Annotated in this window: 23 protein-coding genes and 1 tRNA gene; 18 read left to right on the top strand and 6 right to left on the bottom strand. The window is 61.9% G+C overall.

Translation table 11 applies throughout. The annotated features are described in order from the left end of the window. Window positions 1-10 precede the first annotated feature (10 nt). The gene (locus GOEFS_RS03110) at window positions 11-1,702 is read right to left on the bottom strand and encodes an alkaline phosphatase D family protein (RefSeq protein ID WP_007316419.1); all 1,692 of its coding nucleotides are present in this window, start codon (window positions 1,700-1,702) and stop codon (window positions 11-13) included. Between the two features lie 94 nt (window positions 1,703-1,796). Between GOEFS_RS03110 and GOEFS_RS03105 the strand changes: the two genes are divergently transcribed. Further along, on the top strand, window positions 1,797-2,549 hold the full coding sequence (locus GOEFS_RS03105) for a MerR family transcriptional regulator (protein ID WP_007316418.1): 753 nt from the start codon (window positions 1,797-1,799) through the stop codon (window positions 2,547-2,549). Window positions 2,550-2,552: 3 nt separating this feature from the next. On the opposite strand, the gene GOEFS_RS03100 is transcribed toward GOEFS_RS03105, so the two are convergent. The 3 genes from GOEFS_RS03100 to dcd all read right to left on the bottom strand — a co-directional run bounded on the left by GOEFS_RS03100 (window position 2,553) and on the right by dcd (window position 5,521). Continuing rightward, on the bottom strand, window positions 2,553-3,407 hold the full coding sequence (locus GOEFS_RS03100; RefSeq protein WP_007316417.1) for a hypothetical protein: 855 nt from the start codon (window positions 3,405-3,407) through the stop codon (window positions 2,553-2,555). 3 nt (window positions 3,408-3,410) lie between these two features. After that, on the bottom strand, window positions 3,411-4,829 hold the full coding sequence (locus tag GOEFS_RS03095) for a UDP-glucose dehydrogenase family protein (RefSeq protein ID WP_040524390.1): 1,419 nt from the start codon (window positions 4,827-4,829) through the stop codon (window positions 3,411-3,413). Between the two features lie 107 nt (window positions 4,830-4,936). Beyond that, a complete protein-coding gene (dcd, locus tag GOEFS_RS03090; protein WP_007316415.1) occupies window positions 4,937-5,521 on the bottom strand; it encodes a dCTP deaminase in 585 nt (194 codons plus the stop codon). Window positions 5,522-5,727: 206 nt separating this feature from the next. Here dcd and GOEFS_RS03085 point away from each other — a divergent pair, with 206 nt between their 5' ends. The 13 genes from GOEFS_RS03085 to GOEFS_RS03025 all read left to right on the top strand — a co-directional run bounded on the left by GOEFS_RS03085 (window position 5,728) and on the right by GOEFS_RS03025 (window position 20,056). Further along, window positions 5,728-7,152 (top strand): hypothetical protein, encoded by a 1,425-nt coding sequence (locus tag GOEFS_RS03085; RefSeq protein WP_007316414.1) that lies wholly within the window; start codon window positions 5,728-5,730, stop codon window positions 7,150-7,152. A 77-nt stretch (window positions 7,153-7,229) separates the two neighbouring features. Continuing rightward, window positions 7,230-9,146 (top strand): amidohydrolase family protein, encoded by a 1,917-nt coding sequence (locus GOEFS_RS03080; protein WP_007316413.1) that lies wholly within the window; start codon window positions 7,230-7,232, stop codon window positions 9,144-9,146. After that, window positions 9,143-10,492 carry an MFS transporter gene (locus GOEFS_RS03075; protein ID WP_007316412.1) on the top strand — a complete coding sequence of 450 codons (1,350 nt, stop codon included), beginning with the start codon at window positions 9,143-9,145 and terminating at the stop codon, window positions 10,490-10,492. Before GOEFS_RS03080 ends, GOEFS_RS03075 begins: the two co-directional genes overlap by 4 nt. After that, on the top strand, window positions 10,489-11,967 hold the full coding sequence (locus GOEFS_RS03070) for a pyridoxal phosphate-dependent decarboxylase family protein (RefSeq protein WP_007316411.1): 1,479 nt from the start codon (window positions 10,489-10,491) through the stop codon (window positions 11,965-11,967). The genes GOEFS_RS03075 and GOEFS_RS03070 overlap by 4 nt, the downstream gene beginning before the upstream one ends. A 156-nt stretch (window positions 11,968-12,123) precedes the next feature. Continuing rightward, a tRNA-Gly gene (locus tag GOEFS_RS03065) sits at window positions 12,124-12,197 on the top strand. 330 nt (window positions 12,198-12,527) lie between these two features. Then, window positions 12,528-12,764: a hypothetical protein gene (locus tag GOEFS_RS03060; protein WP_138917859.1), complete on the top strand. Its 237-nt coding sequence runs from the start codon at window positions 12,528-12,530 to the stop codon at window positions 12,762-12,764. Between the two features lie 8 nt (window positions 12,765-12,772). Then, window positions 12,773-13,063: a YlcI/YnfO family protein gene (locus GOEFS_RS03055; protein ID WP_007316409.1), complete on the top strand. Its 291-nt coding sequence runs from the start codon at window positions 12,773-12,775 to the stop codon at window positions 13,061-13,063. A gap of 123 nt (window positions 13,064-13,186) precedes the next feature. Further along, on the top strand, window positions 13,187-13,528 hold the full coding sequence (locus GOEFS_RS03050) for a DUF1801 domain-containing protein (protein ID WP_007316408.1): 342 nt from the start codon (window positions 13,187-13,189) through the stop codon (window positions 13,526-13,528). Between the two features lie 220 nt (window positions 13,529-13,748). After that, window positions 13,749-15,380 (top strand): peptide ABC transporter substrate-binding protein, encoded by a 1,632-nt coding sequence (locus GOEFS_RS03045; RefSeq protein ID WP_050949750.1) that lies wholly within the window; start codon window positions 13,749-13,751, stop codon window positions 15,378-15,380. Between the two features lie 4 nt (window positions 15,381-15,384). Next, window positions 15,385-16,311: an ABC transporter permease gene (locus GOEFS_RS03040; RefSeq protein ID WP_007316406.1), complete on the top strand. Its 927-nt coding sequence runs from the start codon at window positions 15,385-15,387 to the stop codon at window positions 16,309-16,311. Beyond that, entirely contained in the window at window positions 16,304-17,254 is a 951-nt protein-coding gene (locus GOEFS_RS03035) for an ABC transporter permease (protein ID WP_007316405.1), read from the top strand. The genes GOEFS_RS03040 and GOEFS_RS03035 overlap by 8 nt, the downstream gene beginning before the upstream one ends. Further along, window positions 17,254-18,939, top strand: a complete 1,686-nt coding sequence (locus GOEFS_RS03030) for a dipeptide ABC transporter ATP-binding protein (RefSeq protein ID WP_007316404.1) — start codon at window positions 17,254-17,256, stop codon at window positions 18,937-18,939. The genes GOEFS_RS03035 and GOEFS_RS03030 overlap by 1 nt, the downstream gene beginning before the upstream one ends. A 43-nt stretch (window positions 18,940-18,982) precedes the next feature. Continuing rightward, complete coding sequence (locus GOEFS_RS03025; protein WP_007316403.1) at window positions 18,983-20,056, top strand: metallophosphoesterase; 1,074 nt, start codon at window positions 18,983-18,985, stop codon at window positions 20,054-20,056. A gap of 289 nt (window positions 20,057-20,345) precedes the next feature. Here GOEFS_RS03025 and GOEFS_RS03020 read toward each other — a convergent pair whose 3' ends face one another. Continuing rightward, complete coding sequence (locus GOEFS_RS03020; RefSeq protein WP_007316402.1) at window positions 20,346-21,530, bottom strand: ATP-grasp domain-containing protein; 1,185 nt, start codon at window positions 21,528-21,530, stop codon at window positions 20,346-20,348. A 143-nt stretch (window positions 21,531-21,673) separates the two neighbouring features. Between GOEFS_RS03020 and GOEFS_RS03015 the strand changes: the two genes are divergently transcribed. From GOEFS_RS03015 to GOEFS_RS03005, 3 genes are read left to right on the top strand one after another with little or no spacing between them, the layout of a single operon-like run. After that, the gene (locus GOEFS_RS03015; RefSeq protein WP_007316401.1) at window positions 21,674-22,792 is read left to right on the top strand and encodes a DMT family transporter; all 1,119 of its coding nucleotides are present in this window, start codon (window positions 21,674-21,676) and stop codon (window positions 22,790-22,792) included. A gap of 13 nt (window positions 22,793-22,805) precedes the next feature. Then, complete coding sequence (locus GOEFS_RS03010) at window positions 22,806-23,708, top strand: SCO6745 family protein (protein WP_007316400.1); 903 nt, start codon at window positions 22,806-22,808, stop codon at window positions 23,706-23,708. Next, window positions 23,705-24,166, top strand: coding sequence for a nuclear transport factor 2 family protein (locus GOEFS_RS03005; protein WP_007316399.1), 462 nt, complete (start codon window positions 23,705-23,707; stop codon window positions 24,164-24,166). Before GOEFS_RS03010 ends, GOEFS_RS03005 begins: the two co-directional genes overlap by 4 nt. 12 nt (window positions 24,167-24,178) lie before the next feature. Here the strand turns inward: GOEFS_RS03005 and GOEFS_RS03000 are convergent, their stop codons facing one another. Continuing rightward, window positions 24,179-24,763: a TetR/AcrR family transcriptional regulator gene (locus tag GOEFS_RS03000; protein ID WP_007316398.1), complete on the bottom strand. Its 585-nt coding sequence runs from the start codon at window positions 24,761-24,763 to the stop codon at window positions 24,179-24,181. A 79-nt stretch (window positions 24,764-24,842) separates the two neighbouring features. Between GOEFS_RS03000 and GOEFS_RS02995 the strand changes: the two genes are divergently transcribed. Then, complete coding sequence (locus GOEFS_RS02995; protein ID WP_007316397.1) at window positions 24,843-26,036, top strand: DUF418 domain-containing protein; 1,194 nt, start codon at window positions 24,843-24,845, stop codon at window positions 26,034-26,036. The last annotated feature ends 1 nt before the right edge of the window (window position 26,037 follow it).

Below are 26,037 nucleotides of genomic sequence, written 5' to 3'. Positions count from 1 at the left end.
CCGCCGAACGTTACTCGGTCACAGCGGTATTCACCTTCGTCATCCTTCGCGCACCGGACCGCACCTGCCACGACTGAGCGTGAAACCGTGCCGTGTTCCGAATGGTTCGATCGACGACGAAATACCAATCCATCTGTGCCGCACCAGGTGTCACCGTGAATATGCCATATCCGTGCGAATCGGTCTCCACCCATCGGGTGTTGCGGTTGGTAGCCACGATCGCGGCGGCGGCTGGAATACCCAGGGTATTCTCCGGCACTTTGACATCGTCGTCGAGATTATTCGACGTCACCGACGGAACGACGAATTCTGTTGCCACACTTCCGGCTCCGGGGTAGTCCGCCGGCTTGCGTGGCACTTCGCAGGCCCACGACATGTGAATATCTCCGGTGATAAACACCGTGTTGCGTTTGCCCGAGTGGTCGATCGCGTCGAGCAGCCGCTTACGGTCAGCGGCGTAACCATCCCATGCGTCGGAGTTAAACCGCGCGCCGTCGGCGGGCAATCCAATCAGCTCGGTAAGGATCCGAGTGCGATCCGGGTCCAACGGCGGCAACAGAATTGGCGAAATCATTACCGGGTTTCCGACGATCTGCCAGCGCGTCTGAGACGTCGAGATTCCGTTGGTCAACCAGTTCATCTGCGCGCGGCCGGTGATCGTCGAGCGCGGATCATCGATCTTGGGCGACAGTTTGGTCGGCGACTCGTCGCGGTAAGTCCGCAAGTCGAGCATCGACAACTCAAGTAGGGTTCCGTACCGCAGCCGTCGATACAGGTGTCGACCCGCGGCATCGGCAGCGGGACGAACCGGCATCCATTCGTAATACACCTTCTCCGAGTTGGCCTTTCGCACCGACCAGGGCCCTTGCGACGGTTTGTGATTCTCCGCGCCGCCGCGCCAGGAATCATTCGCCGACTCGTGATCATCCCAGGTACAGATGAACGGAAGCCGCCCGTGCAGGCGCTGCAGATCAGGGTCGGACTTGTACTGCGCGTGTCGAATTCGGTAGTCGGAAACACTGACGATGTCATGTCGTGGCCGATGGTCGCGAACCGGCCCATCTTTGGCCGTGTACTCCCCGACGCCGTATTCGTACAAGTAATCACCAAGGTGCACAACGGCATCCAAATTGCGCGCGTCCCCGAGATGACGGTAGGCCGCGAAGTAGCCGGCCTCCCAATTGGCGCAACTAACCACGCCGAAACGAACCTTCGCAACCGCGTCATTGTTACGCGGCGCCGTCTTGGTACGACCGACCGGCGAAACACTGCCCGCCGCGGGCCCAGGGCCGGTAACGCGAAATCGATACCAGTAGAAGGACTTCGGCGACAAGCCGGTGACATCAACCTTGACGGTGTGGTCGGATTCCGACCCTGTCGTCACTACCCCCGACGCCGCTATCGAACCGAACGACTCCGAGGTCGACAACTCCCACGCCACCGACACCGCGGCGCCGCGTCCCGAGCCGGGCGTCGCATCAGGAGTCGGAGTGATTCTGGTCCAGATGATCACGGCGTCGGGTAGCGGATCCCCCGAAGCCACACCGTGCGCGAAGACCTTATGCCCAACCGGGGCGGCGGCCGCTGCTCCGGCCAGAATGGGGCCGGCCAAACCGGCCGCGATGGCACCGGCTCCGGCGGCGCCGAGCACAGTCCGCCGATTGACCACACCACCGAAATGACTTTCTTCGAAATCAGACATCGGATAGATCCTGCACCGTCGTATTTTCGCGGGTACGAACAAGAGGTGAACAGCAGGCTTTCCGCGCGATTCGCCGACCTGACAAGATTGTTGCATGACCGAGTACCGCATCGACGATTTGGCCCGCGCCGCCGGCACCACCACCCGGAACGTGCGCGGCTATCAGGATCGCGGATTGTTGCCGCGACCGGCGCGTCGCGGGCGGATCGCCATCTACACCGACGCGCATCTCACGCGGCTGCAAGTCATCAATAACCTGCTGCGCCGGGGTTTCACCATCCGCCACATCAGCGATTTCCTCTTGGGCATACAACGCGGGGACGATCTCGCCGACGTACTCGGCCTAAATGAGGTGGTAACCGAGCCATGGTCGACCTCGACATCGACGACGATGACCGCGGCCGACTTGAAAGAACTCCTTAACACCGCCAGCCCAGTCCAGATGGAACGTCTGGTGGAGTTCGGGCTTATCGAGCCGATCGTCGACGCCGACCCGCCGGCCTACCAAGTCAACGACGCCGACACGATCTTCGCTTACTCCCGCTTGGTCAAACTTGGCATCCCACTGGCGAATATCAGCGAGATCCACGGACGCGTCGACGCCGAGATGAGCGGTATCGCGGCGACGCTGATCTCGTCGGGCCGCCGGGCGATCACCGACCAGTATTCGGACGGCTGGCTACCTCAGACCGATAGCGAATCTGATTGGGCCGCAGAACTTCTCGGCGAGTTGCGGCGCGCCGGCATGATTTCTGCACATAACATGCTGAACAGGGCGCTCGACCGCGATATGGCGCGGCAGTTGAGTCAGTATCTCGAGGCGAGTAAGAACGACGGGGCCGAATAGCCGCTACGGCAACCGGATCGGCGGCAATCCAGGAATCGGATTGGGCACCGTGCGTGGCTTCGGTGCCGAGCGCTGCGGCTGCCGCCGTGGTTCCGACGTCGTGCGTCGGCTGTTGTTTGGCGATGCAGACGTTTCTGAACGTTGGGTCGTCGTCGGCTGCGGCGCCTTGTAGGTCGCGGCGGGGCGTCGTGCGAGAGCGACGTCCTGTGCCTTCGCAGTCGGCACCGTCGTCGGGACGGTTGACGTAGCGGCGTGAGTTTGCGTCTGAGCGACGGTCTGCGCGACCGGCTCGGAATCCGGCGACCACGCGGCGATGAGCACGGTGCCAACAGCGGCGGCCAACAGTGCCGAGGCGGCACCGAACAACATCCGCGATGCCACCGTCGGCTTAGGCCGCACCCGCGGCCGACGCGGCGGCCGGACTTCACTCGGCAGCGGCTCCAGATCGGCTGGAGTAGGCATCCGTCCGCGCGGGATCGAACTGCGCGGCGTAAATTCCGGATGCGGCTGCATCAGTGCAATCGGCTGTGTCGGTGCGTCATCCGCCTCGCCGCGCGACGGTGTGCGAGGTCGCGAGCCTTGTCGGGCAGCGACAGCGATGTCGTTGCGAGTCACGCGGAACAATCGGACGAACTGCTCGCCCATCACGAAGGTTCCCTCTGAGTGAGCCAAATTGCGACGCGCCACGACGGTCAACCCGAGTAGCTCCGACCGCCAAGCGTCGCTGTCGGGTTGGGCCACTCGCCCCACGGCGACCAGGTAATTCATCAGGTCTACGTCGTCGTCAGTTGCCGCATCCAACGCCGTGCCACCGCGCCGCGCGGGCGACAGCGAGTTCGGCGAAGTTACGACGGTCATGCCCTAAACTAACATGCCGGTTGATCTCGAATCACGTGTTTGCCTCACCAAACGGCCTCGTGAACTGCTCGAAGCTGCCTCAGCAGCGGCATCCGGCTTGCTTCCGATCGCGAGATATCGCCACCCCGCGGCCCGCCACGCGTCGGAGTTGAGACAGCGGCGACCGTCGACGACGACCCGCCGCGCGACGGTCGGTGCCAGTTCTTCCGGCGTCATATGCACGAACTCGGCCCATTCAGTTGCGACGACCACCACGTCGGCTGCCTCGGCCGCCTCGGCCGCACAAGAAGCGAAACGCAACGTCGGGTACAGCTTGCGCGCGTTATCCATTGCTTTGGGATCGAAGACGCTCACTTGTGCGCCACGGAGGGCGAGTTGACCCGCGACATTGAGTGCCGGCGAATCACGCACGTCGTCGCTCTCGGGTTTGAACGCGGCGCCGAGTATCGCCACATTCGCGCCGAGAACTGTTCCACCGCAGGCCTTTTCGACGAGGTCGACCATCGCGGTGCGGCGGCGCATGTTGACCGCATCCATCTCGCGGAGGAAAGCCAGACTGTCCCCGGCGCCGAGTTCTTCGGCACGGGCAGCGAACGCCCGGATGTCCTTGGGTAGGCAACCACCGCCAAAACCGAGTCCGGCGTTGAGGAATCGCCGACCGATTCGGGCGTCGTAGCCGATCGCGTCGGCGAGGGTGGAAATATCGCCGCCGACCACTTCGCAGAGCTCACTGACGGCGTTGATGAACGAGATCTTGGTGGCGAGAAACGCGTTGGCGGAGACTTTCACCAATTCGGCGGTCGGCCAGTCGGTCCGCACAAACGGGACGCCAGCTTCGAATATCTCTCGATAGAGTTCGGAGACAACGCCTTCCGCCTTCGAGTCGGCGTGGCCGGCGTCGACCCCCAACACGATCCGGTCAGGTGACAGCGTGTCCTCGACTGCGAAACCTTCCCGCAGAAACTCTGGATTCCAAGCCAACTCGACGCTGGCATCGACGTCGGCGGTCATCTCGATGATGCGTTCATTCAGTTCGGCCGAGGTGCCGACCGGCACCGTCGACTTGCCGATGATCAAATGCCGACCGCGCAGGCGGGAGACCAATGCTTCGACCGCGCCGAATACCTGACTCAGATCGGCCCGTTGCGATCGCTGTTGCTGCGGAGTCCCGACGCCGAGGAAGTGGACCGAGGCGTGATCTGCTGCATCACGATAGTCGGTGGTGAAGCGCAGTCGTCCGGCATCGATATTGCGTCGCAACACATCTGAAAGCCCCGGTTCGAAGAAGGGAACCTCGCCGCGGGATAGTCGCTCGATCTTGGCGCTGTCGGTGTCGACACCGAGGACGTCGTGCCCCAATTCGGCCATACAGGCCGCATGGGTGGCACCGAGATAACCGCATCCAATAACTGTGACCTTCATACCCTTGTGACTACGCGCCCAGACTGTCATCTTGGCTGCGACGACATGGCCTAGCGGTGAATGCTCTTGGCGCACAAGGTTGCAGTTGGCTTCGACGCCAACTGCCGTTAACTCTGCGGTGCGGCGGGACGCGTGAAGTTCAGGTAGGCCTTCGATGGCGTCGGGCCACGTTGCCCCTGGTATTTCGATCCGACACTGTCGCTGCCGTACGGATGCTCCGCGGGCGAGGACAGTCGGATCAGGCATAACTGACCGATCTTCATCCCTGGCCACAGGGTGATGGGCAAGTTCGCGACGTTGGACAGTTCCAAAGTGATATGTCCCGAGAAGCCCGGATCGATGAAACCCGCCGTCGAATGGGTGAGCAGACCGAGGCGACCCAACGACGACTTGCCCTCGAGGCGGCCGGCCAGATTATCGGGCAGCGTGCACACCTCCAAGGTGGAGCCGAGCACGAATTCGCCGGGGTGCAGCACGAACGGCTCACCCGCGACCGGCTCGACGAGTGAGGTCAACTCGTCCTGACGCTGCGCCGGGTCGATATGGGTGTACCGGGTGTTGTTGAACACCCGAAACAGCCCGTCTAGTCGAACGTCGACGCTCGACGGCTGGACGAGAGCGGCGTCGTAGGGTTCGATCGCCAGCGCACCCGCGGCGATCTCGGCGCGAATATCGCGATCTGAGAGCAGCACGCCAGCCACCCTAGCGGACGGACTCGCCGACACTGCCACAAGTTGAGCGGGAAGTGAACAGTTGGGCGCGCGACAATCCTCGAGTCGCTGTAACCATTCCGCGCCCTTATCGTTACCAATGCTGTCTAATACCGGTAGGTACCGAACGACAGTGACTGTCCAGCCCTGTAGTTCGTCTGCAAAGTTCATAAGGTCGGGAAAACCATATGCCGCGGTCCAATCGCCGCCTGCCGTCGATACGGCGGGCGCTCGTCATCTCTGTCTCAGTTGTCCTAGCAGCGGCATTGGCTGTCACGGCGGTCGATAGGACCGTTAGTGTCGCCAGCGCGGCGCCGCCGTCGGCTCAGGAGGATGCTCCGAAAGAATGCGTCGGATCTCAGTTCGCGACGCTGGGCAAGGTTTACGACTCACTATTCGATTCGTTCGTACCTAATCTGCCGAAGGCGGCCCGCGATCAGGCACCCGCCCTAAAAGCCAAGGCGCACAAGGATATGGCGGCCATGCGGGTGTCGACGCTGTGGGTCTCCAACCATCCCGCGCAGCTCGGGGCCGATGACAAAGCGCCGATCCTGACCTATCGGGATCCCATCTCGCAGTGGATCGTCACTCAGTTGATCAATGTGCGCGAAGGCCAAGCGACCAAAGCGATCTCGGTCGAAAATCTGACGCTGGCTCAGGCAGTGGAAACGGCGTGGCTCTATCTGTACGTGACGGTGATCGTGCCGTTGACCATCGCCCGGCGCACCATGCCGCCGATCGGCACGGTGTTCGGTCCGATCAGCATCGGCACACTGGTTACCCTGCCGATCTTCCTGGGCATCTTTGCGGCGACGCAGCTCTACAAGGCAATCTCCGCCAAACTGATCGACTCCTGCATCGTCTCGGTCACCAAGGCCGAGAAAGACCAGGCGGGAAAGCCGATCAAAGATCTCACCTTTACCCGAGACGTACCGGGAATCGTGAAAGACCTTGCCGGACAGGTGATGCTGGCTGATCCGGACCATTGCCCATCGATCGGGACGCTGCCGTTGTCCCGAATCGCGACCCGGACGTCGAACTACCTGCGCTACCTCAACAAAGACCCGAGGGTAGATAAGCAGATCGTGCGGCTGACACAGCAGTTACAGGACGGCATGAAGCGGGCGAAGGTGCCGCACAACATGATTCCGGCGGACCCCGCGGACTTCAACACCGCCGAGACGATTCTCTCGAGCGTCCTCAGCCTGGTGCCCTACGTCGGTGGCGCGCCGTCGGATATCGCGATCGGATTGACCCATAACTACCACGATGGAGCCGACTTCTCGAAGACCAAGTCGTTGTCAGATCTGTCGGTGACCAAGTCGCTCACGGCGGCGTACTACGCCTACGCGATCTCGACGCATCTGCTGATCGTCGCCTGGGATAACGCGGGAGTAGATCCGGCGGCACAAGCCGCCAATCTGCTGTTTCCCGGTCTGAATATCACCGGAGATATGTTGCCGCGCAGTTCGGGAATCATCAGCGCACCAAATATCTATGGCCTGGTGGTATTCCACAATGTGCTGCGCTCGATGTGCCTGACCGAAGATTACGACGAGTCGGCAAATCGCAACGCACCTAACGCGAAGACCAAACGGCTGCGCCGCTTTTGAGGCATCGGCTTTGCCTGGTTTCGGTCGCGGTGACCAAAACCCGCCCGCCGAATGGCCTCAGATGGCAGACTGCCCAGATGCGATTCGGGTACCGATGGCGGCTGCCCGTCGTCGTGATGATGATCGTCGGGGTTGTCTGTGGTGCCATCTACGCTCCGACGGCCAGTGCCGCACCGCTTGCGTCGCCGGCATACGACTTGGCCGGGCGATGTCTGAAACTCAGCGACGCCGCCGGACATCAGATCGGCGCAGGTCCCCTGACGGCGAAGGCAGCCGCACTGGGGCAATTCCTTCTGTATCGCACCGACGGGAAAATCGTCGACGCCGATACCTCGCGCGGTTTCGTGGCCTCGTCCACACCGTCGTCGCGATCGGTCTGGTCGATCGGGCGCATCGGCAACAGATTTCGACTGACATCGTCGGCTCTACCCTTGTCCCACAACGGTGTCCGGATCGATTTTGCTACTGGCTGTCGGCCGTTTCCGGAGGCCGAGCTGAATGTTTCCGGGACCCCGTTTGCCGGTACCGATAGTGCTGGCAATCTCCGCGGCTTCGTCGACTCACATGCGCACCTGATGGCCAGCCAGTACCTTGGTGGCGAATTGCTCTGCGGCACACCGTATAGCCCGCTCGGAATAGTGGCGGCACTACGTGACTGCCCCGACCACCAGCCGGCCGGCCTCCCGGCGATCGGTGAGATGGTGCTGTCCCGACCAGGCCCGCATGACACCTCCGGCTGGCCGTCCTTCTCTGGTTGGCCCCGTTGGGATTCACTGACTCACCAGCAGACGTACTACCGATGGATCGAACGAGCCTGGCGGTCGGGCCTGCGCATGATTCAGAACTACTACGTTCAGAATCGCATTCTCTGCGAACGCTATCCGCTGCGGGATCAGCCGTGTGACGAGATGGAGTCGGTGCGCATTCAACACCGGATGCTGCTCGGCCTGCAGAGCTACGTCGATGCGCAAGCCGGTGGACCCGGCAAGGGCTTCTTGCGGATTGTCTCGACCGCCGCCGACGCACGACGCGTCATTGCGGCGGGCAAGGTCGCCGTGACACTTGGCATTGAGGTATCCGAACCGTTCGGTTGCCGGGAGACCGGTCGCTCGTGTTCTGCCGCTGCCATCGACCGGAGCCTGAACGAGTTGAGCGCCATGGGGATTCGACAGATTATCCTCACCCACAAGTTCGACAACGCGTTGGGTGGCACTCGATTCGATCAGGGCACCACCGGCGTCGCGGTCAATGCTGGCGAAGTCCTCGCCACCGGCCATCCGTGGCAGACCGAGCGTTGCCGTACCGCACAGCGTGACAACCCCGTCGTCGGCTATCCGCGCAACCAGTGCAATGTGCGAGGGCTCACCTCACTGGGCGAGTACACCGTTGCCGGAATCATCAAGCGACATATGGTGATCGACGTCGATCATCTCAGCGTGAAGTCCGCGACTCGGGTGCTCGACCTGGTCAGTTCTCGTGGCTATCCCGGCGTCGTGTCGTCGCATACGTGGACTGACAAGACCAACTATCGACGAATTCTGGCCGATGGTGGAATCGTAGGGCTGTTCGCAACACCCGCGCAGGCTGATCCCGGGGAGATCGGCCGGCATGGTGATATGCCGCCGGACTTTCTGTCGGCGTGGAAAGTGCTTCGCGCACAGCACAGTTCCAAGTACTACTTCGGTTTAGGCTTCGGCCCGGACATGGGAGGGCTTGGGAAGCAGGCACATCCGCGGCCGTCGGCGCGGACCTCGCCGGTACGCTACCCGTATGTCAGCGCAGACGGCGGCAGTCGAATCGGTAAGCAACACACCGGAACCCGCTACTTCGATGTGAATACCGACGGTACCGCGCATTACGGGTTGCTGCCCGACTGGATCGAGAGCCTGCGCATCCAGGCGGGGCCAGATGGTCCTGACGTGGTGAGTGATCTCTTCCGCGCGGCGGAGGCCTATACCCGGATGTGGGAACGTGTGGAAGCTTACCGGCGGTGACCAGTTCCACTGGCACCCAGCACATCTCACGACTTACCTACGTCGGGTACGCCGCAGGAAGCGTCGGCACCGGCGGATTCGGTGTGCTTCCGGGGTTGGTACTCGCCTTTTATCTGACCGACACGCTGGCCGTCACCGCGATCCTCGCATCATTCGTGGTGCTCTTGCCGAAGATTATCGACGTGGTGCTCAATCCGGTTATCGGGTCACGTAGTGATGCCGATATGCAACGGATAGGGACCAGACGGCGACTTATGCTGTTGGGCGCCTTGGCCATCGCGCCACTTTTCCTACTTACCTTCTCGGCTCCGACAGCTTGGCCGCCGTGGGCCGCCGCGATCTGGGTGCTAGTCGCCTTCTCGTTGACCGCGGTGGCGTTCAGCTGTTTTCAGGTGCCCTACATCGCGCTACCCGCCGATCTGACCGACGATTACCACGAACGTACCCGGCTGGTGTCCGGTCGTATCGCGGTTCTCGCGGCGACCATCCTGGTGGTCGGCGCTGGTGGCCCGGCAATACGTGATGCGGTTGGCGGCGCCCCCGGGTACGCCGTGATGGGCCTGGCTGTCGGCCTATTGATAAGTGCCGGAATGCTTCTCGCGACTCTCTGGGCCGCCTGGCGGAGGGCCATTCCGCACCGCGAGACGTCTCCGCACGGCTCATACCGGGCTGCGTTCAGCGCTGTCACCGACGGCGGACGATTCCCGATTCTATTGTCCGTCTATGTGATTCAGGCGCTGGCCTCGGCGATTCCATTGGCCGGAGCACCGTACCTGGCGAAGTATGTGCTCGAACGTGACGGCGCGGTCACGCTGCTGTTCGTCGCGCTAGTCGCACCCGCGATCGTGGTGATGCCGGTGTGGTCTTTCATCGGCCAACGAATCGGGAAGTTGGCCGCATTGCGTTGGGCATCAGTTATTTTCGCGGTGGCTATGCTAGCTCTGCTCGGCGCTGGCTGGTGGGACGGACCGTGGGTATATGTGCCGATCTGCATTGCCGGCGCCGGGTACGCCGGGATGCAGATCTTCCCACTCGCACTCTTGCCCGACATCATCGATGAACGTTCGGATCGAGTGGGTGCTGACCAGGGTGGGGCGATATCGGGATTGTGGACGGCATGTGAGGCAGTAGGTTTGGCGCTTGGGCCCGCGGCATTCTTGGCGGTGCTCGCCGCGACCGGATTCATTTCGTCGAGCGGCGACGAGACGGTGGCTCAACCGGACACTGCGGCGTGGGGAATCGTCATCGGATTCTCGGTACTGCCCGCAGCTCTTGTCCTGGTAACGCTCGTGGTGCTGCGCCGAATGACCGATACCGCTTTGGAATCGTTGGGAGACAACCGATGACAGATGATTCGCGCGCTACGCGCATCCTGGGACGGCTCGAAGCGCTACGAGAGGCCGATGCTCCGACACACGGCGGTCGGGTGCTGTCGTATGTGTATGACTCCGGGCTCACCGAACTCGACGACCTTGCCGCGGCGGTTACCCGGCTGGTTCAGCCGGTCAATGGCCTGGATCCCACGGTATTCACCTCGGTAGCCGCGATGGAACGTGAGGTTATCGCCTTTGGCCGCACAATCTTTCATGGCGATCAGACCGTCGGTACGGTGACGTCGGGCGGGACGGAAAGTTGCGTACTCGCCGTCAAGGCGGCTCGTGATCATGCTGGTGTCGTGGCTGGTTCCGGGGCGATCGTGGTGCCGTCAACGGCGCATGCCGCCTTCGATAAGGCGGCGAAACTGCTTGGTGTGCAGATCATTCGGGTGCCGGTGGATGTGGTGACGACCGCGGTCACGGTCGACGCCGTTGCCTCAGCCTTGCGCGACGACACGTTCTTGATCGTCGCGTCGGCGCCGAATTACCCGACCGGCACCGCGGATCCCATCGTCGAGTTGGGACAGCTCGCGGTGGAACGGGAGCTGCCGCTGCATGTCGATGCGTGTCTGGGCGGCTTCGCCCTCGCATGGTGGCCGGATGAATCGTTGGCACCGTGGGACTTTCGCGTGCCTGGGGTGAGCAGTCTTTCGGCGGACCTACACAAGTACGGCTATACGCCGAAGGGGGCATCGCTGCTGCTGCACGCAGATCGGGACCGGCATCGTGCTCAGTATTTCGCCACGACCGACTGGCCGGGCTATCCGGTGGTCAACCCGACGTTGTTAGGGTCGCGGTCGGTCGCAGGGCTGGCGGCGTCGTGGGCGATCATCGAGTATCTGGGCGAAGACGGGTTCGGTGATCTGGTTGCGCGCGTTGCTGATTCGTCGCGTCAGCTGATTTCGGCGGTTGAGAGCATTGACGGACTGCGCGTTGTCGGGGAGCCGGTTGGCCCGGTGTTTGCGGTTGCTAGTGACCCGACGTCGGGGACTGTAGTCGATACGCACCGATGGTCGCAGGCCGTGACTCGGCGGGGATTCGCGCTGCAGGTACAGCCCCGGTACCCGCAGGCTGATGGCACGGTGCTGCCGCCGACGACCCACTTGACCATCACTCCGGTCACCGAGCGAATCGTCGACGAGCTTGTCGATGTCTTTGTCGAGGCTGCCGACGAGGTTCGTGGTTTACCCCCACAGAGCCCGCCGCAAGCGCTGGCAGATCTAGCCGAGCTGTTGGCCAATGGTTCGCTCGATGTGGATGCCGTACTTGGGCTGCCGAGCGAGGCGACCGCAGCAGCGCTGGTGGCTGCGGGCGTCGACCCGCACGGAGCGGGCAGCAGCGAACTCGATATGCCGGCCATTGTGGCTGCGGTGCAAGCACTTCCACGGTCGGTGACCGCGAAGATGCTGGCCGAATTCCTGGCGTCGTTCACCAACCCGGCGTGAGGGGGCGTAGTTGTAGCGCTGGCCCCTCAATCCCCTCAAACTTGGAGAAGCTACCGTCGCGAGAGTGGCTTCTCCAAGTTTGAGGGGATTCTGCCCGACGTCGGAACAGTCGTCGCACGAGCGTTTGCTAGGCTTTGCTGGCGAGTTAGCTCGCACGCCGATGTAGTTCAATGGCAGAACATCAGCTTCCCAAGCTGAATACGCGGGTTCGATTCCCGTCATCGGCTCCAGTATCGCCGCAGCTAGAGCGGTTTTACGCAGCTCCCAAACCTCGCCGCATTGGGCGCGTACTACCCCCGCCCCGTCGCTCGGGGTAGTCCAGCCCTGTTCCACCCGCGCTTCGGCTTCGTCCAGACGGCTTTCACTATGCGTGAAGATTGATTGCACGCCTTCGATTCCGACATCAACTCCATTCGGAGGGTCAGCCCCAGACTGGTTCGCCGATTCCAAACCCTCTAACTGCATTGCAGTTCCCGCTAAGTGCAGTACACTTAGCCACGCTGATCGAGTTCATCGCAAACGCTCGAAAACACCGCGTTAGCGACGACGAGATCCGCAGCGTGATTTCATACCCACGCGTACCGATAGCCTCTCGGCGCTTCACCGATGCGACGCCGACGTTGTACATCGGCCAGCTTTCCGAAGACGCGCCGCTAGTCGACGTGATCGCCGAAACCATCGCCGGCACAGCCGTTCTCGTGTTTCACGCGATGTTGCTTCGCATGAGCACGGTTCGCGACGCGGGTATCACGGCCTTAATCGACCTAGCGAATATCGCCCCGAAGCAACGCCGATAGGGGAAGTCATGACGACGCGACGTTCAACCGAAGACTATGCGGCGATGGCCGACGAATTCGAGCACGAGTCAATCACTCCTGTTGGCGCACCAGAGGTGGGCGCGGGCGCCGGTATTCGGCTGCGCGACGGCCGCCAGGTTGGCCGCAAGACTCCCGGCGGCAACACCCCAACCACGTCAGTGCGGTTGCCCGCGTCGATCCGCAGTCGACTTGACCGGCAGGCCGGGCGAGAGTCGATCAGATCTGGCGAACTGATTCGCAAAGCCGTCGTCGAATATCTCGACCGACACGGCGCCTAACGCCCGCCCGCAGAAGATCCACCTCATCTGCCCGGATTCACCTCACGCAACAGGCGAGGTGAATCCGAAGAAACGAGGTGGATTCGCGGCAGGCCCTCCTCACGCCCCGGGTACCGTAACCCCATGAGCACCGACTGGCGCGAAACCCTCGTCTCCGAGATCCGCGAACTGATCAATCAGGCAGAGCCCGACATCAGCGAAGAAGTCAAGTGGCGCAAGCCTTCTAACCCCGACGGCGTGCCGACCTTCTCGCTCGACGGTCTCGTCTGCACGCTGGAAACCTATAAAGACAAGATTAAAGTCACCTTCGCGCAGGGCGCATCGCTCCCCGACCCCGCCAAGGTCTTCAACGCCAGCCTCACCGCGGGCACGCGGCGCGCGGTCGACATCAAAGAGGGCGACACCCTCGACGCCGACGCCTTCGCCGCCCTGGTCAAAGCGGCCGTCGCGTTGAATCAAAGCTAACGCCACGCAAACACCACAAACTGGGCATTCATGCGTCTTGTCGCACGCATGGCTAAAGAGTGTGAGAAAGTAGGGCACTTGAGCCACGATTCGACATCGCCTGACCATGATGGCGAACTTATCGGGGCTGGGGGAACACAAGAGGTGAGTAGGACACGACGGCAAAACCGCTGTGCCTAGTCCACTGAAGCCGGCCGAACGGCCGACTCACACGGAGGTAGTGGTGAGAAGACGAAGTCGTCTGACCGCAGCGCGAGCGATCCTCGCAATCGCGGCAACGTCGAGCCTGGTACTAGCGGGCTGCAGCATGGAGGGCGCCAAAGGCGTCTATGGCAGCGGCCCCAACGCGATAATTCGCGTAAACGCCGGCGAACCCCAAAGCGGGCTGTTGCCGACGGATACCAACGAGAATATGGGCGGACGCGTTGTCGACTCCCTGTTCACCGGGCTCTACATCTATCGCGCCGACGGTACGCCCGAACTCGCGAACGCCGAATCCGTTGAGACCACCGACAATCAGCACTTCGTCGTCAAGCTCAAGCGCGATTGGACATTCACCGACGGCACCCCCGTGAAAGCGTCAAACTACGTGCGGGCGTGGAACTTCGGCGCTTCGATCGAGAATCTACAGAAACAGCAGATCTTGTTCTCCGCGATCGCCGGCTACGACGACGTGGCCGAGAAGGGCGCGACCACAAATCAGATGCGCGGACTGAAGGTGGTCGACGACTACACCTTCACCGTCGATCTCACCTCGCCCAATATCGACTTCAAGCTGTCCCTCGGCTTCACCCCGTTCAAACCATTACCCGACATCTTCTTCGTCGAAGGCAAAGACAAGTTCGGGCAGAACCCAGTGGGCAACGGGCCATACAAGTTCAAACAGTGGCGGCACAACGTACAACTCGACGTCGTGCGCAACGACGATTACAAAGGCGCCAAGCCGAAGAATGGCGGCATCGCGTTCATCATGTACGAGTCCTACGACTCGGCCTACACGGACCTGTTGTCCAACAACCTCGACGCGCTGGACACCATCCCGAACAGCGCCTTGCGCTCGTTCCGAAAGACGCTCGGCGACAAGGCAATCACACAGACCACGGCTCAAATGCTGGCGCTCGCGGTTCCGGAGTATCTCGATCATTTCCAGGATGACGACGAGGGACGTCTACGGCGACAAGCGATTTCGATGTCGATCAACCGGCAGCAGATCATCGACGTCGTGTTCCGCGGACTCCGCAATCCATCGCTCGACTTCACCGCGCGATCGGTTCCCGGCTGGGACGGGAACATCCCAGGCAACGAAAACGTGAAGTACAACCCCGACATGGCACGTCAGAAATGGGCGCAGGCCAACGCCATTCGACCGTGGGGCGGAACCTTCGGGATCGCCTACAACTCCGACGGCGACCACAAACAATGGGTCGACGCGGTTGCGATTCAGATCAAGAACACTTTGAAAATCAACGCCGAAGGTAAGCCCTACGCCACCTTCAAACAGATCCGCGACGAGATGACCAAGCACACGCTGAAGTCAGCGGGTCGTAACGGCTGGCAAGGCGACTACCCCTCGCTGATGAACTTCTTGCAGTCGCAATACCTGAGCGATGGCGGCTCAAACGACAGTGTCTACAAGAACCCCGAATTCGACGCCAAAATGGCCCAGGCCCAGCAGGCGGTTGACCCCGCTGAATCGAGCCGGCTCGTGAACCAGGCTCAAGCCCTGCTCCTTCGCGACCTCCCCGGGATTCCACTCTGGGACTACATCGGCGCCGCTGGCGTGGGTGACGGCATCAAGGGCGCACTCGGCTGGAACGGCCTCTTCGACTTCCCGAACCTCACGAAAGAGTAGCGCGATGGTGAGATACATCCTCAGCCGAATCGGGCAGGCGGTGATCGTGTTCTTCGGCGCCACGCTGCTCATTTACGCCCTGGTATTCCTGGTGCCGGCTGACCCGATCGCCGCATTGGGCGGCGACCGCACCCTGCCACCGGAAGTAGTGGACGGGCTGCGCGCTCAGTATCACCTCGACCAGCCATTCCTGGTCCAGTACTGGTACTACATCAAGGGCGTCTTCTCATTAGATTTCGGCACTTCCTTTTCCGGCCAACCGGTCTGGGATGTGATGAAACGCGCCTTCCCGGTAACAGTGAACCTGGCGCTGATCGCGCTAGCGGTAGAAGCGATACTCGGCGTCGGATTCGGTGTAGTCGCGGGTATGCGCAAGGGAAAGTGGTTCGATACCTCGATCCTGTTCGTCTCCCTGATAATCATCGCTATCCCGATCTTCGTCCTCGGCTTCGTCGCCCAATTCGTCTTCGGCGTCAAGTTAGGTTGGTTCCCGGTGACCGTCGGCGGCAATCTGGATTTCTACCATCTGATTCTTCCCGGAATCGTGCTCGGACTGGTCTCATTCGCCTACGTCGTCCGCCTCACCCGCTCGCAGGTGTCGCAGAACCTGTCCGCCGACTATGTGCGCACCGCGACGGCGAAAGGTTTGTCCCGCCCGCGAGTAGTCACCGTGCACGTACTGCGGAACTCACTGATCCCGGTGGTGACCTTCCTGGGCGCCGACATCGGCGCGCTCATGGGCGGCGCGCTGGTCACCGAGGGCATCTTCAACATCCCCGGCGTCGGCGGCACCATCTACCAGGCGATCATCCGCGGCGAGGCGACCACGGTCGTCTCCTTCGTCACCGTCCTGATTCTGATCTACCTGCTCTGCAATGTGGTGGTCGACCTGTTGTACGCCGCCCTCGACCCGAGGATTCGCCATGCCTGAGAATCACACCTATCCCGGTCAGGAACGATTTGTCGCCGACCCCGAGGACGTGACAGTCGGAGCGATCGACGCGGTCGATCAAGATGTCCAGCCGGCCGGCTTCTGGATGACGGCATGGTTGCAGCTGCGATCGAAACCGTTGTTCTGGGTCTGCGTCGCGATGCTCACGATCATCGTGCTGGTCGTCCTCTTCCCGTCCCTCTTCGCCTTCGGCAAGGACCCGCACGCCGCCTCCCTCGATCGATCCTTGCTCCCGCCGAGTTCCACCTATTGGTTCGGCACCGATCTGCAGGGCCACGACATCTACGCCCGCACCATTTACGGTGCCCGCGCATCAGTATTGGTCGGCGTACTCACGACACTCGCCGTCGTGGTGATCGGCGGACTGCTCGGCGCGGCAGCAGGATACTACGGTGGTCGGCTCGACTCCCTGATCGCACGCGTCTCGGATATCTTCTTCGGCATTCCGCTCATGTTGGCCGCCGTGGTGGTGATGCAGATGGTCACCTCACGCACCGTCTACTCGGTGGTGCTGGTCCTCACGATCTTCAGTTGGCCACAACTCGCTCGCATCGCGCGTTCGGCCGCGATCTCAGTCCGCAACGAGGAATACATCACGGCGTCGAAGTCGTTGGGCGCCTCCAAGTTTCGAACACTCTTCACCCATGTGATACCGAACTGTCTCGGGCCAGTCATCGTCGTCGCGACCGTGGGCCTTGGCATTTACATCGTCACCGAGGCCACTCTGTCCTACCTCGGGATCGGCTTACCCGCGAGCGAAGTCTCGTGGGGTATGGACATCGCCGACGGACAACAGCTCCTGCGCGAGGGCACCCCGATCCTGTTCTTTCCCGCGACCGCACTAGCGATCACTGTGCTCACATTCATGATGCTCGGCGACGTCCTAAGCGATGCGCTCGACCCGAAGGCGAGGACCCGCTGATGTCCGACAAGCGTACGGAGGACGTAGCGCCTCTACTTGAAATCCGGGATCTGCTAGTCGAATTCACTGTCCAGGGCAAGGCGGTACCCGCGGTGCGGGGTGCGAATCTCACCGTCTATCCCGGCCAGACGGTAGCCATCGTCGGCGAGTCGGGATCAGGCAAGTCCACTACCGCTGCGGCGGTGATGGGCCTGTTGCAAGGCACCGGAAAGGTCGCTGGCGGACAGATTCTGTTCGACGGCCAGGACCTGTCGAAAGCCACCGAAAAGGAGTTTCGAAAGATCCGCGGCGACGGCATCGGCCTGGTGCCACAGGACCCCAATACCAACCTGAACCCATTGTGGCGGGTAGGTTTTCAGGTTCGCGAGACGCTGAAAGCAAACGGTGCCGAGAAGGGCGACGCGCGCAAGAGAGCGGTCGAGCTGTTGGCCGAAGCAGGCATGCGCGACCCGGATAAGCGGGTCAACCAGTACCCGCACGAGTTCTCCGGCGGAATGAAGCAACGCGCCTTAATCGCCATTGGCCTAGCCTGCCGGCCAAAGCTGTTGATCGCCGACGAGCCGACGTCGGCGTTGGATGTCACCGTGCAGCGGCAGATCCTCGATCACCTCGACTCGCTGACCGCTGAGCTGGGCACTGCCGTCCTGCTCATCACTCACGATCTGGGGCTGGCGGCCGAACGCGCGAGCCACCTGGTGGTGATGTACAAGGGTCGTGTCGTTGAATCCGGTCCGGCACTTGAGATTATGCGTGATCCACGGCATGCCTACACCAAACGACTAGTGAACGCGGCGCCGTCTCTCGCGGTTCGGCACACCGACGCACCAAACCTCACCAAGGTGACCGAACCGCTGCCGGACGACGCAGCAGCGACTGACTCGCCCGCACAGGTTGTCGTAGCATCGCACCTTGTCAAAGACTTCCCCATCCGCGGCTCAATACCCTTTCAGAGCAGCGACTTTCGCGCCGTCGACGACGTCAGCTTCACCATGTTGCGCGGAACCACGACGGCCGTGGTCGGCGAATCAGGTTCCGGTAAATCCACTGTGGCGCAGATGGTCCTCGGACTGCTCGAACCTACCAGTGGCACAGTCGAATTCGACGGTGTCGACGTTTCCACATTAAGGGGCGCCGACGCGAAACAGTTCCGACGCCGCGTACAACCGGTATTCCAAAACCCTTACGGCTCACTGGATCCGATGTACTCGGTCTACCGAGCGGTATCCGAACCTCTTGCGGTACACAGCGTCGGAGACAAAGGCCAGCGCGTCGCACGGGTGCGCGAGCTGCTAGAGATGGTTGCGCTTCCCGCGAACACGATGCACCGCTACCCCAACGAACTGTCCGGCGGCCAACGGCAGCGCGTAGCGATCGCGCGAGCGTTGGCACTCAACCCCGAAGTCGTAGTTCTCGATGAGGCCGTTTCTGCTCTCGACGTACTGGTGCAGGCTCAAATTCTCACCCTTCTGGAGAATCTGCAGCGCGACCTCGGCCTCACCTACCTGTTCATCACACACGATCTGGCAGTGGTGAAGCAGATCGCGCACCAGACCGTGGTGATGTCACGCGGCAAGGTAGTCGACTCCGGCCCGACGGACCAGGTATACAACCAACCGAAGTCCGCCTATACGCGTGAACTTATCGACGCGATTCCAGGTAATTCTATCGAATACACAATTGGCTGATCATAAACCTGCGCGAATAAGACAGTCATGGCACAGTAGTCCCGTGAATCGCGATTCGGACAGCCCCGCTCCATCTTCTGCCCCATCGACAATCGACCGTAGGCGCTTCCTGGCCGGTGCAGCGGCGGCCACCGCAGGCGCGGCGGTAATCGCCGGCACCGGCGCGGCAACAGCCGCGGGACGCTTCCCCCTTCCTTCCCGTACGTCGGAGACGCTGCGCGTACTCGTCACCGGTGATGCGGGAACCGGCGCGGCCCCACAGTACGCCGTCACAAGTCTGGCGCGAAAGATTCACGGGCACAACCCTTTTGATATCGCAGTCGGTCTGGGTGACAACATCTATGAAAGCGGCCCGAACGGACCGGACGACGCTCAGTTCCATGCCAAATTCGAGAAGCCGAACGCAGGCCTCGACTTTCCCTGGCTCATGGCGCTCGGCAATCACGACAACACCGCGATATTCCCCGGCGACGGTGGTTGGCTACTGCGCGGCGACACCGAAGTCGCGTATCACCAACGCTCGCGACGCTGGTACATGCCGTCGCGGTTCTATTCGGTATCACTCGGTGTCGCGGAATTCTTTGTCCTCGACCTCAATCCTCTTGCCGCCTACATTCCGCCCTTCCTCTCGCCGTATTGGGAGCCGGGCGGGTCGTATATGACGCGGCAGGCACGATGGCTCGACAATGGATTGCGATCCTCGAAGGCTCCGTGGAAGTTTGTGTGCACACATCATCCGTATCTGAACAACGGCCCGCACGGACCCGCCGGCGCATACGACGGTTTGCCCGCGCCACTCAATGGTGTTGCGCTGAAAGGCTTTGTCGAGCGGCACGTCGCCGGGCGGGCACAATTCTTGATGTCCGGGCATGACCACAGTCAACAAGTTTTCGACCCAACACCGGCACTCAAAGGCACTCGCCAAATCGTCTGCGGCGCAGCGTCGAAGACTGTGCATTCACGGTCGACCAAGATGAACCGAGCGCGGTATGAGAATTACACCCACCGCGGATTCATGACGCTGGACATCACCGCTGCATCGGTAACACTCAACGCATTCGAGGTTGGTGCGTCGGAACCGAGTCGTGCTGCGTATTCGACGACGTTCCGTCGGTAAGCGTCAGTCCCTGAAAACTGCACCGTACGGCGTGGCCGGGGGCACTGTGCCCTCGGTGTCGTCGTGCGGTGCGGTTTTCAGGAATGTTGGGTGTATTCCATTGGCCGGGTTGAGCATTCGGCTTGCGGGGTCTCGATACACCGACGGGCTCGCAAGCTCGCACGACGGCACTCGACCAACGGAGGAAGGTGCGTCTCGCTTCGCACCGCCGCACTCGACCAACGGCAGGGGGTTGCGTCTCCCTCGCACCGCCGCACTCGACCAACGGAGGGAACTGCGTCCTGAAAGCTCAGACTTTGTGCCCGTCCCACTCGTGGTCGTGCATGAACGCTTCGGCAAGGCCGACTTTGTATTTGATGCACGTACGCAGGATCGCCGCGTAGGACGGCACGAGCATCAGTGCGGGGCGCTCGTCACCTTTGCGGGTAATGACGTCCTGCGCCCGACGAAACTCCTTGCCGAATCCGCGCATCGAGTTGTTCGGGAACGCTTCTTTGCGCCAGCCGTAGAGCAGCATCCCGACGCCGATCATCTTGTCGACATCGTCATCCGGCTCGATCAGTTGCACTTCGCCCTCGGCATCGACATTGGTGCCGAAGAACGCGCGATCGACGCCGTTGTGTTCGCGGAACATCATGATGCCGCTCGTCGCGCGCGGGTTGCATTCGATGCAGCGCAGGCCGGTCTCCGGGTTGTCGATGAAATCGAACCCAATCTGGCCGGTGAAGTTGGTCTCAGCGACGATCTTGGTGACCCAGTCGAAGATCCCGGGGTGTTTGACCTGTTCGAAGGTGAGACAGGATTTTCCGTCGATGGCATACCGGACCGGGTAGGTCGCGTGGGCATAGATCTTGCCCTCGTGGCAGATCGAGTAGGTGCAGTAACTCGTGCCCGACGTCCACTCCTGCGCTAGCCACTCGTTGCCCTCCTCGTAGAGCGGACTTGGCAACGGCTGACCGGGAATCACCTTGTAGATGTTCTGCGAGCCCCGCGAGTAGGACTGCTTGAGCGCGAACGGCGTCCCGAAGTCCACCGCGGCGAGCTCGGCATCATTGCTGACTGACGCGAAACGCAACGTCGGCAATTCCATTTCAGCGAGTTTCTGCTGGAAAGTGACCTTGTTGTGCAGCATGTCGAGGGTGGCGAAGTCAGTCAAAAACAACTTGACGGACGGGTCGAACAGGCCCACCATCATCGAGAGGATGTCCGTCTCCTCGTGGATGGGAATGACCAGGTCGATCCCTTCCTCGACGACAATCTGCGAGAGTTTTCGGCAGTACGCCTGTGGTTCAAACTTCGGCGGTGGCACTCGCACGAACTTCGACGTCGAGTTGGAGTAGCGGCTCACCGTGACGGCAATACTGTCTACGACGGTGACTCGATGTCCGGCGGCGGCCATCAGCCGCGACAACTCCAGTGTCAGAAACGAGCGCGCGAAGGTGATGAGGACGTGTTTTCCCGCGGAAGTATGCATCGCAGGGAGTGTAACGCCGCCTTGGAATCAGCGAAGAATCAGACTTCGACGGGAATATCCAGTTTCGCGACCTGGTTGACAATAACTACTGTTGTCCTGTGCACGGACGCGCCCACGTCGAGATTTGGGGAGGTTAAGCGCCTATGTTCGTAATCGGCGTGATCGCAGCCAGCCTGGCCGCAGTCGCGTACGGAATGTCGACGGTGCTTCGTGCCCTCGGCGCTCGGCGTACCGCGCAGGAAGCTCGTGAACAGGGCCGCACCGATCAGGTGACTGCCACCGGCGGGCCATCGGTCCAATCGACCGTTTCCACTTTCCTAGACCCCTCTTTTGTGCTCGGCACAATGATGGTTGTCGTCGGTTTCGCCGGTGGCGCGATCGCCGCGCGGTTCCTGCCGTTGTTCCTTTCGCAGACGATCGTCTCGGCCAATTTGGTCGTCACTGCCCTACTCGGCACCGTCCTACTTGGCATCGTGTTGCACGGTCGCGACTGGATCGCGATCGGAATGGTCATCGTGTCGCTATGTCTGCTGGGCGCGTCGTCATCACATTCAACTGGCGGCGGCGAGGAAATCAGCTTCCACTGGGGACTCTTTCTCGCCACCATCGCGGTATGCGCGCTCGCGCTCTGGGCCGTCTACCGTCTCGGCACTCGCGGCGCGATCGTCGGCGGTGCGGCATCGGGGCTGTTGTTCGGCGTCATCGCGATCGCGGTGCGAGTTCTCAACGGCGTTCATCCGCTCGACGTCGGGGCGCTGCTCCTGGACCCGGCGGCATGGACGATCGCCATTGCGGGCGCGGTCGGCTTCTATGTTCAAACAGTCGCCTTGCAACTTGGCGCGGTCAACGGCGTGACGGCCGTGCTGGTCGTCGGTGAGACGGCTGGACCAAGCCTGGTCGGCGTCGTTTTCCTCGGCGATACCGCCGAGCCGGGATTCGCGTGGCTTGCCGTCGTCGGCTTCATAGGTGCGTTTATCGGTGCGGTTCTGGTCGCGTGGTATGGATCGGTCGACGCCGACCACTTCGCCGAAGAGCCGCCGATGAAAGGCGGGTGGCGGCGAGGCCGCGAGGATGCCGGCGAGGGCTCGCGGCTGGCGGAGCTGTTCTCCGACACCTCATTTCGGTCGACGGCCCCCAAGGAAGCCGATATCGATCCCACTCCGAAACTGCCCGCATCCGAACCTGGCGGTTCGGGCTCCGACGACACCAGCTCACCTACCGGTGAAAACTCCGGAAAGGTTGACAGTCGTCGGCGTTCGTGACAAACGTTGACGTATGACCTCACCCGACGCGGGGGCGCTCTCCCCAGCAGCCATCGCCCGCAGCGCGTACGAAACACTCGAGCCCTATCACGTACTGGCATATTTCAACCCCGGTCTCGGTGATGCCCAACGCGATACGGGCCTGGACGCGCATGCGTTCTACGTCGGTGCTCGCGGTGGTGTCCTCGGCGAATGTTCGCCGTCGGTGGTCGCCGCAACTTTCTACAACTTTGCGCCGCAGATGATTTCGACGTCGTGGGCGGCGGCCCGCGAAGCCGGGCTCGAACGCGTCATGGCGCGTCGCGAAGAGATGCTCGATGCGCTCTACCGCGAGATCCTGGGTGATCTGATCAACGACACAGAGCTTGCCAAACTCGTCGCGTGGTACGGCGCGCAGGTCGCCGAGCTTCCGCTGAGCGGACGTCCACTCGCCGCCGCATGGGCCGCGACACCGATCCCGGATGCACCCCATCTCGCGCTGTGGCGACATTTGTCGGTACTTAGAGAGTGGCGCGGCGATCACCATATCGCGGCACTCGTCCTCTATGACCTCAATGGCATCGACGCCGCTGCCCTTCACGAAGCAGAACTGCCCGACCCGACCGTCACACGAAGGGCGTTGGGACACAAGTTCTTTCTCATCAGTCGCGGCTGGACCGAAGACGACTGGCAAGCATCGATCGACCGTCTGGTGGATCGCGGACTGGCTACGCGAACGGAAACCGAACATCGGCTAACCGATGCCGGCTTCCAGCTCTACCAGGCCGTCGAGCGCCGCACCGACGACGCTACCGGCGCGGGCTGGACCGCACCGGAGGCTGCTGAAATCATCAGCCGCACAAGACCTTATGTGAAAGCCGTGATCAATGCCGGCGTCCTGCCCGGCACTCGTAAGAAGGAAGCGCCTTCGAAGTGACCGATTCGCACGCTGACGATCTCGCGGCGATCAAAGCCACCAAGTACCGCTACTTGCGGGCGTTGGACACCAAAGACTGGGATACCTTCGCCGATACGTTGACTGTCGACGCGACCGGCAGTTATGGCGAACTCGATCTGAAGAGCCGCGACGAGATAGTCGCGTTCATGCGCAAGAATATGGGCCCGAGTCTGATCAGTGAACACCGCGTGGCCCATCCGGAGATCGAGGTGGACGGCAACATCGCCAGCGGCCGTTGGTATTTACAGGACAAGGTGATCGTCGCTGAGCTGAACTTCATGCTCGTCGGCGCGGCCTTCTACGCCGACACCTACCGCCGCACCGATGACGGCTGGCGCATCAGCTCCACCGGCTACGACCGCACCTTCGAATTGTCGATTCCCCTCGGCGAACTGCCGGGGTTCAGCCTGAAAGTCGGTCCGGCGGTTCACATCTAGGCCAGGTCGTCTTCAGGCCAGGTCTTCCAAATACAACGTCAGCATCCGTTGCACCGCCTCGGGCGGATCATTGTCACCAAGCACCAAATGCATTGCGGCGCCGTCGATCAGCGCATGCAGGCGCATCGCCTCACCCTCGACGTCACGCCGCTCGGCGACGAGTCCGTAGTCCCGCAGGCGCCCGATCACGTTGCGGCACAACTGACGCAGCCCATCGTGGGCACGCACTGCTTCTGCGCGCAGCGTCGGGCGCGTACCCGACTCGGCGATCAGTGCCATGTTGACGTGCATCTCGACTCGACGCTCGTCGTCGAAGGGCAGGACCTCCGACAGCACCGCGACCCCATGCTCGACCGGGTCGTCGATCTCGACGTGCCCGGCGATACGCGTCGCAGCCCGGTGATAGACGAGCTGCATCGAGAACAGCAGCAACTCGTCCTTGGTGGCGAAGACGTGGCGGAGCGAGCCGGCGGAAATGCCTGCCTCGGCGGCGACTTCTCGGATCGAAACACCGCCGACACCATCACGCAGGACGATGCGCCACAACGCCTCGCCGATCTGAGCACGGCGCTCATCGTGGTCAATCAGCTTTGGCACCTAGCTATGGTAGCCCAGCTGTGCTAACTTACGTTGTCGGCACAACTGTGCTATCAAATCTAGGGATGGAGGACTGCTCGTGGCCCCGACGACTTCGACCGATACATCCGCCGTCGCTGCCGCCCCACGTTCGCGCGCGCGGTATGCGAGTCTGGACGTGCTTCGCGGTATCGCGATCCTCGGCACCCTGGGCACCAACATCTGGATTTTTACCAATGCCGAAGGCCTGGTCGGCTACCTCAATGGGACCGGCCATGCGATCGGCAGTTGGGGGATTGCCGAAGACATTCTCAAGCAGCTCGTACAAGGTAAGTTCCTCGGATTGCTCACCTTGATGTTCGGCATCGGGCTCGCCATCCAGCAGATCTCGGCGCACCGTCGCGGGGGCCGCTGGCCAGGCCGCTACCCGTGGCGGGCGGGGCTGCTCTTCCTCGACGGCCTGCTCAACTACTTCTTCTTCGCCGAGTTCGATGTCCTGATGGGCTACGCGATCACCGGCCTGGTCGTCGCCTACCTGCTGTCTTGGCGGATTCGACGTCAACGTGTCGCGGCCGTCATCGCAGTGGGTGTGCACGTGGTATTGCTTACCTTGGCAGCGGTCGGGCTGTGGCTACTCGAGCGCACCGCAACTACATCCGATCCAAAACCGTTGTCGCCCAATCCTTATGCCGATGGCGGCTTCCTCGATCTGGTCGCGTTCCGGGCACAGAACTTCGTCATGTTCCGGTTCGAGATGGTGTTCATTCTGCCGATGTCGGTCGCATTGTTTCTCGTCGGCGCTGCCCTCTATCGCCGGGGCATCCTCACCCCAGACGCGGCTAGCCTCCGTCGGAAATTGATGTACCTCGGATTCGGCGTCGCGCTGCCACTCGACTTCATCGTCGGCCTCTTCGGTGGCGATGCGGGTCTCGTGCTGGGTCGCTACGGATTCGCTCCGATCGTCTCGCTCGGCATCCTGGCCGCAGTCGCCCACTTCTACGCCGACGCCCGCACGCCGGGTGCTATCGGGCAGGCCCTCGCCCCAGTCGGCCGCATGGCCCTGAGTTGCTATGTGGCACAGAACATTCTAGCCGGCGCCATCTGCTACGGCTGGGGCCTCGGACTTTCGGCGCACCTGGGGCCAGACATCGTTGTGCCCGCGACGATCGGGGTCTTCATCACGATCAGCGTGGCGATGATGGTCTTTGCTCGACTGTGGATGCGACGCTTCGATCGTGGGCCGTTGGAATGGCTATGGCATGAGTCGTATCTGACGCTGAGCCGCAGCCGATGAG

Source organism: Gordonia effusa NBRC 100432 (assembly GCF_000241305.1).
Classification (GTDB): Bacteria; Actinomycetota; Actinomycetes; order Mycobacteriales; family Mycobacteriaceae; genus Gordonia; species Gordonia effusa.
The sequence above is the reverse complement of the archived record's forward strand: the minus strand, read 5'-3'. Positions and strand labels throughout refer to the sequence as shown.

Excerpts from the sequence above, each read along its gene's own strand:
- GOEFS_RS03070 (WP_007316411.1), top strand. The coding sequence starts at position 10,489 with ATGACAGATGATTCGCGCGCTACGCGCATCCTGGGACGGCTCGAAGCG.
- GOEFS_RS03095 (WP_040524390.1), bottom strand. The coding sequence starts at position 4,829 with ATGAAGGTCACAGTTATTGGATGCGGTTATCTCGGTGCCACCCATGCG.
- GOEFS_RS03010 (WP_007316400.1), top strand. The coding sequence starts at position 22,806 with ATGACCTCACCCGACGCGGGGGCGCTCTCCCCAGCAGCCATCGCCCGC.
- GOEFS_RS03050 (WP_007316408.1), top strand. The coding sequence starts at position 13,187 with ATGAGCACCGACTGGCGCGAAACCCTCGTCTCCGAGATCCGCGAACTG.
- GOEFS_RS03080 (WP_007316413.1), top strand. The coding sequence starts at position 7,230 with ATGCGATTCGGGTACCGATGGCGGCTGCCCGTCGTCGTGATGATGATC.
- GOEFS_RS03085 (WP_007316414.1), top strand. The coding sequence starts at position 5,728 with ATGCCGCGGTCCAATCGCCGCCTGCCGTCGATACGGCGGGCGCTCGTC.
- GOEFS_RS03015 (WP_007316401.1), top strand. The coding sequence starts at position 21,674 with ATGTTCGTAATCGGCGTGATCGCAGCCAGCCTGGCCGCAGTCGCGTAC.
- GOEFS_RS03055 (WP_007316409.1), top strand. The coding sequence starts at position 12,773 with ATGACGACGCGACGTTCAACCGAAGACTATGCGGCGATGGCCGACGAA.
- GOEFS_RS03110 (WP_007316419.1), bottom strand. The coding sequence starts at position 1,702 with ATGTCTGATTTCGAAGAAAGTCATTTCGGTGGTGTGGTCAATCGGCGG.
- GOEFS_RS03035 (WP_007316405.1), top strand. The coding sequence starts at position 16,304 with ATGCCTGAGAATCACACCTATCCCGGTCAGGAACGATTTGTCGCCGAC.
- GOEFS_RS03100 (WP_007316417.1), bottom strand. The coding sequence starts at position 3,407 with ATGACCGTCGTAACTTCGCCGAACTCGCTGTCGCCCGCGCGGCGCGGT.
- GOEFS_RS03020 (WP_007316402.1), bottom strand. The coding sequence starts at position 21,530 with ATGCATACTTCCGCGGGAAAACACGTCCTCATCACCTTCGCGCGCTCG.
- GOEFS_RS03030 (WP_007316404.1), top strand. The coding sequence starts at position 17,254 with ATGTCCGACAAGCGTACGGAGGACGTAGCGCCTCTACTTGAAATCCGG.
- GOEFS_RS03105 (WP_007316418.1), top strand. The coding sequence starts at position 1,797 with ATGACCGAGTACCGCATCGACGATTTGGCCCGCGCCGCCGGCACCACC.
- GOEFS_RS03040 (WP_007316406.1), top strand. The coding sequence starts at position 15,385 with ATGGTGAGATACATCCTCAGCCGAATCGGGCAGGCGGTGATCGTGTTC.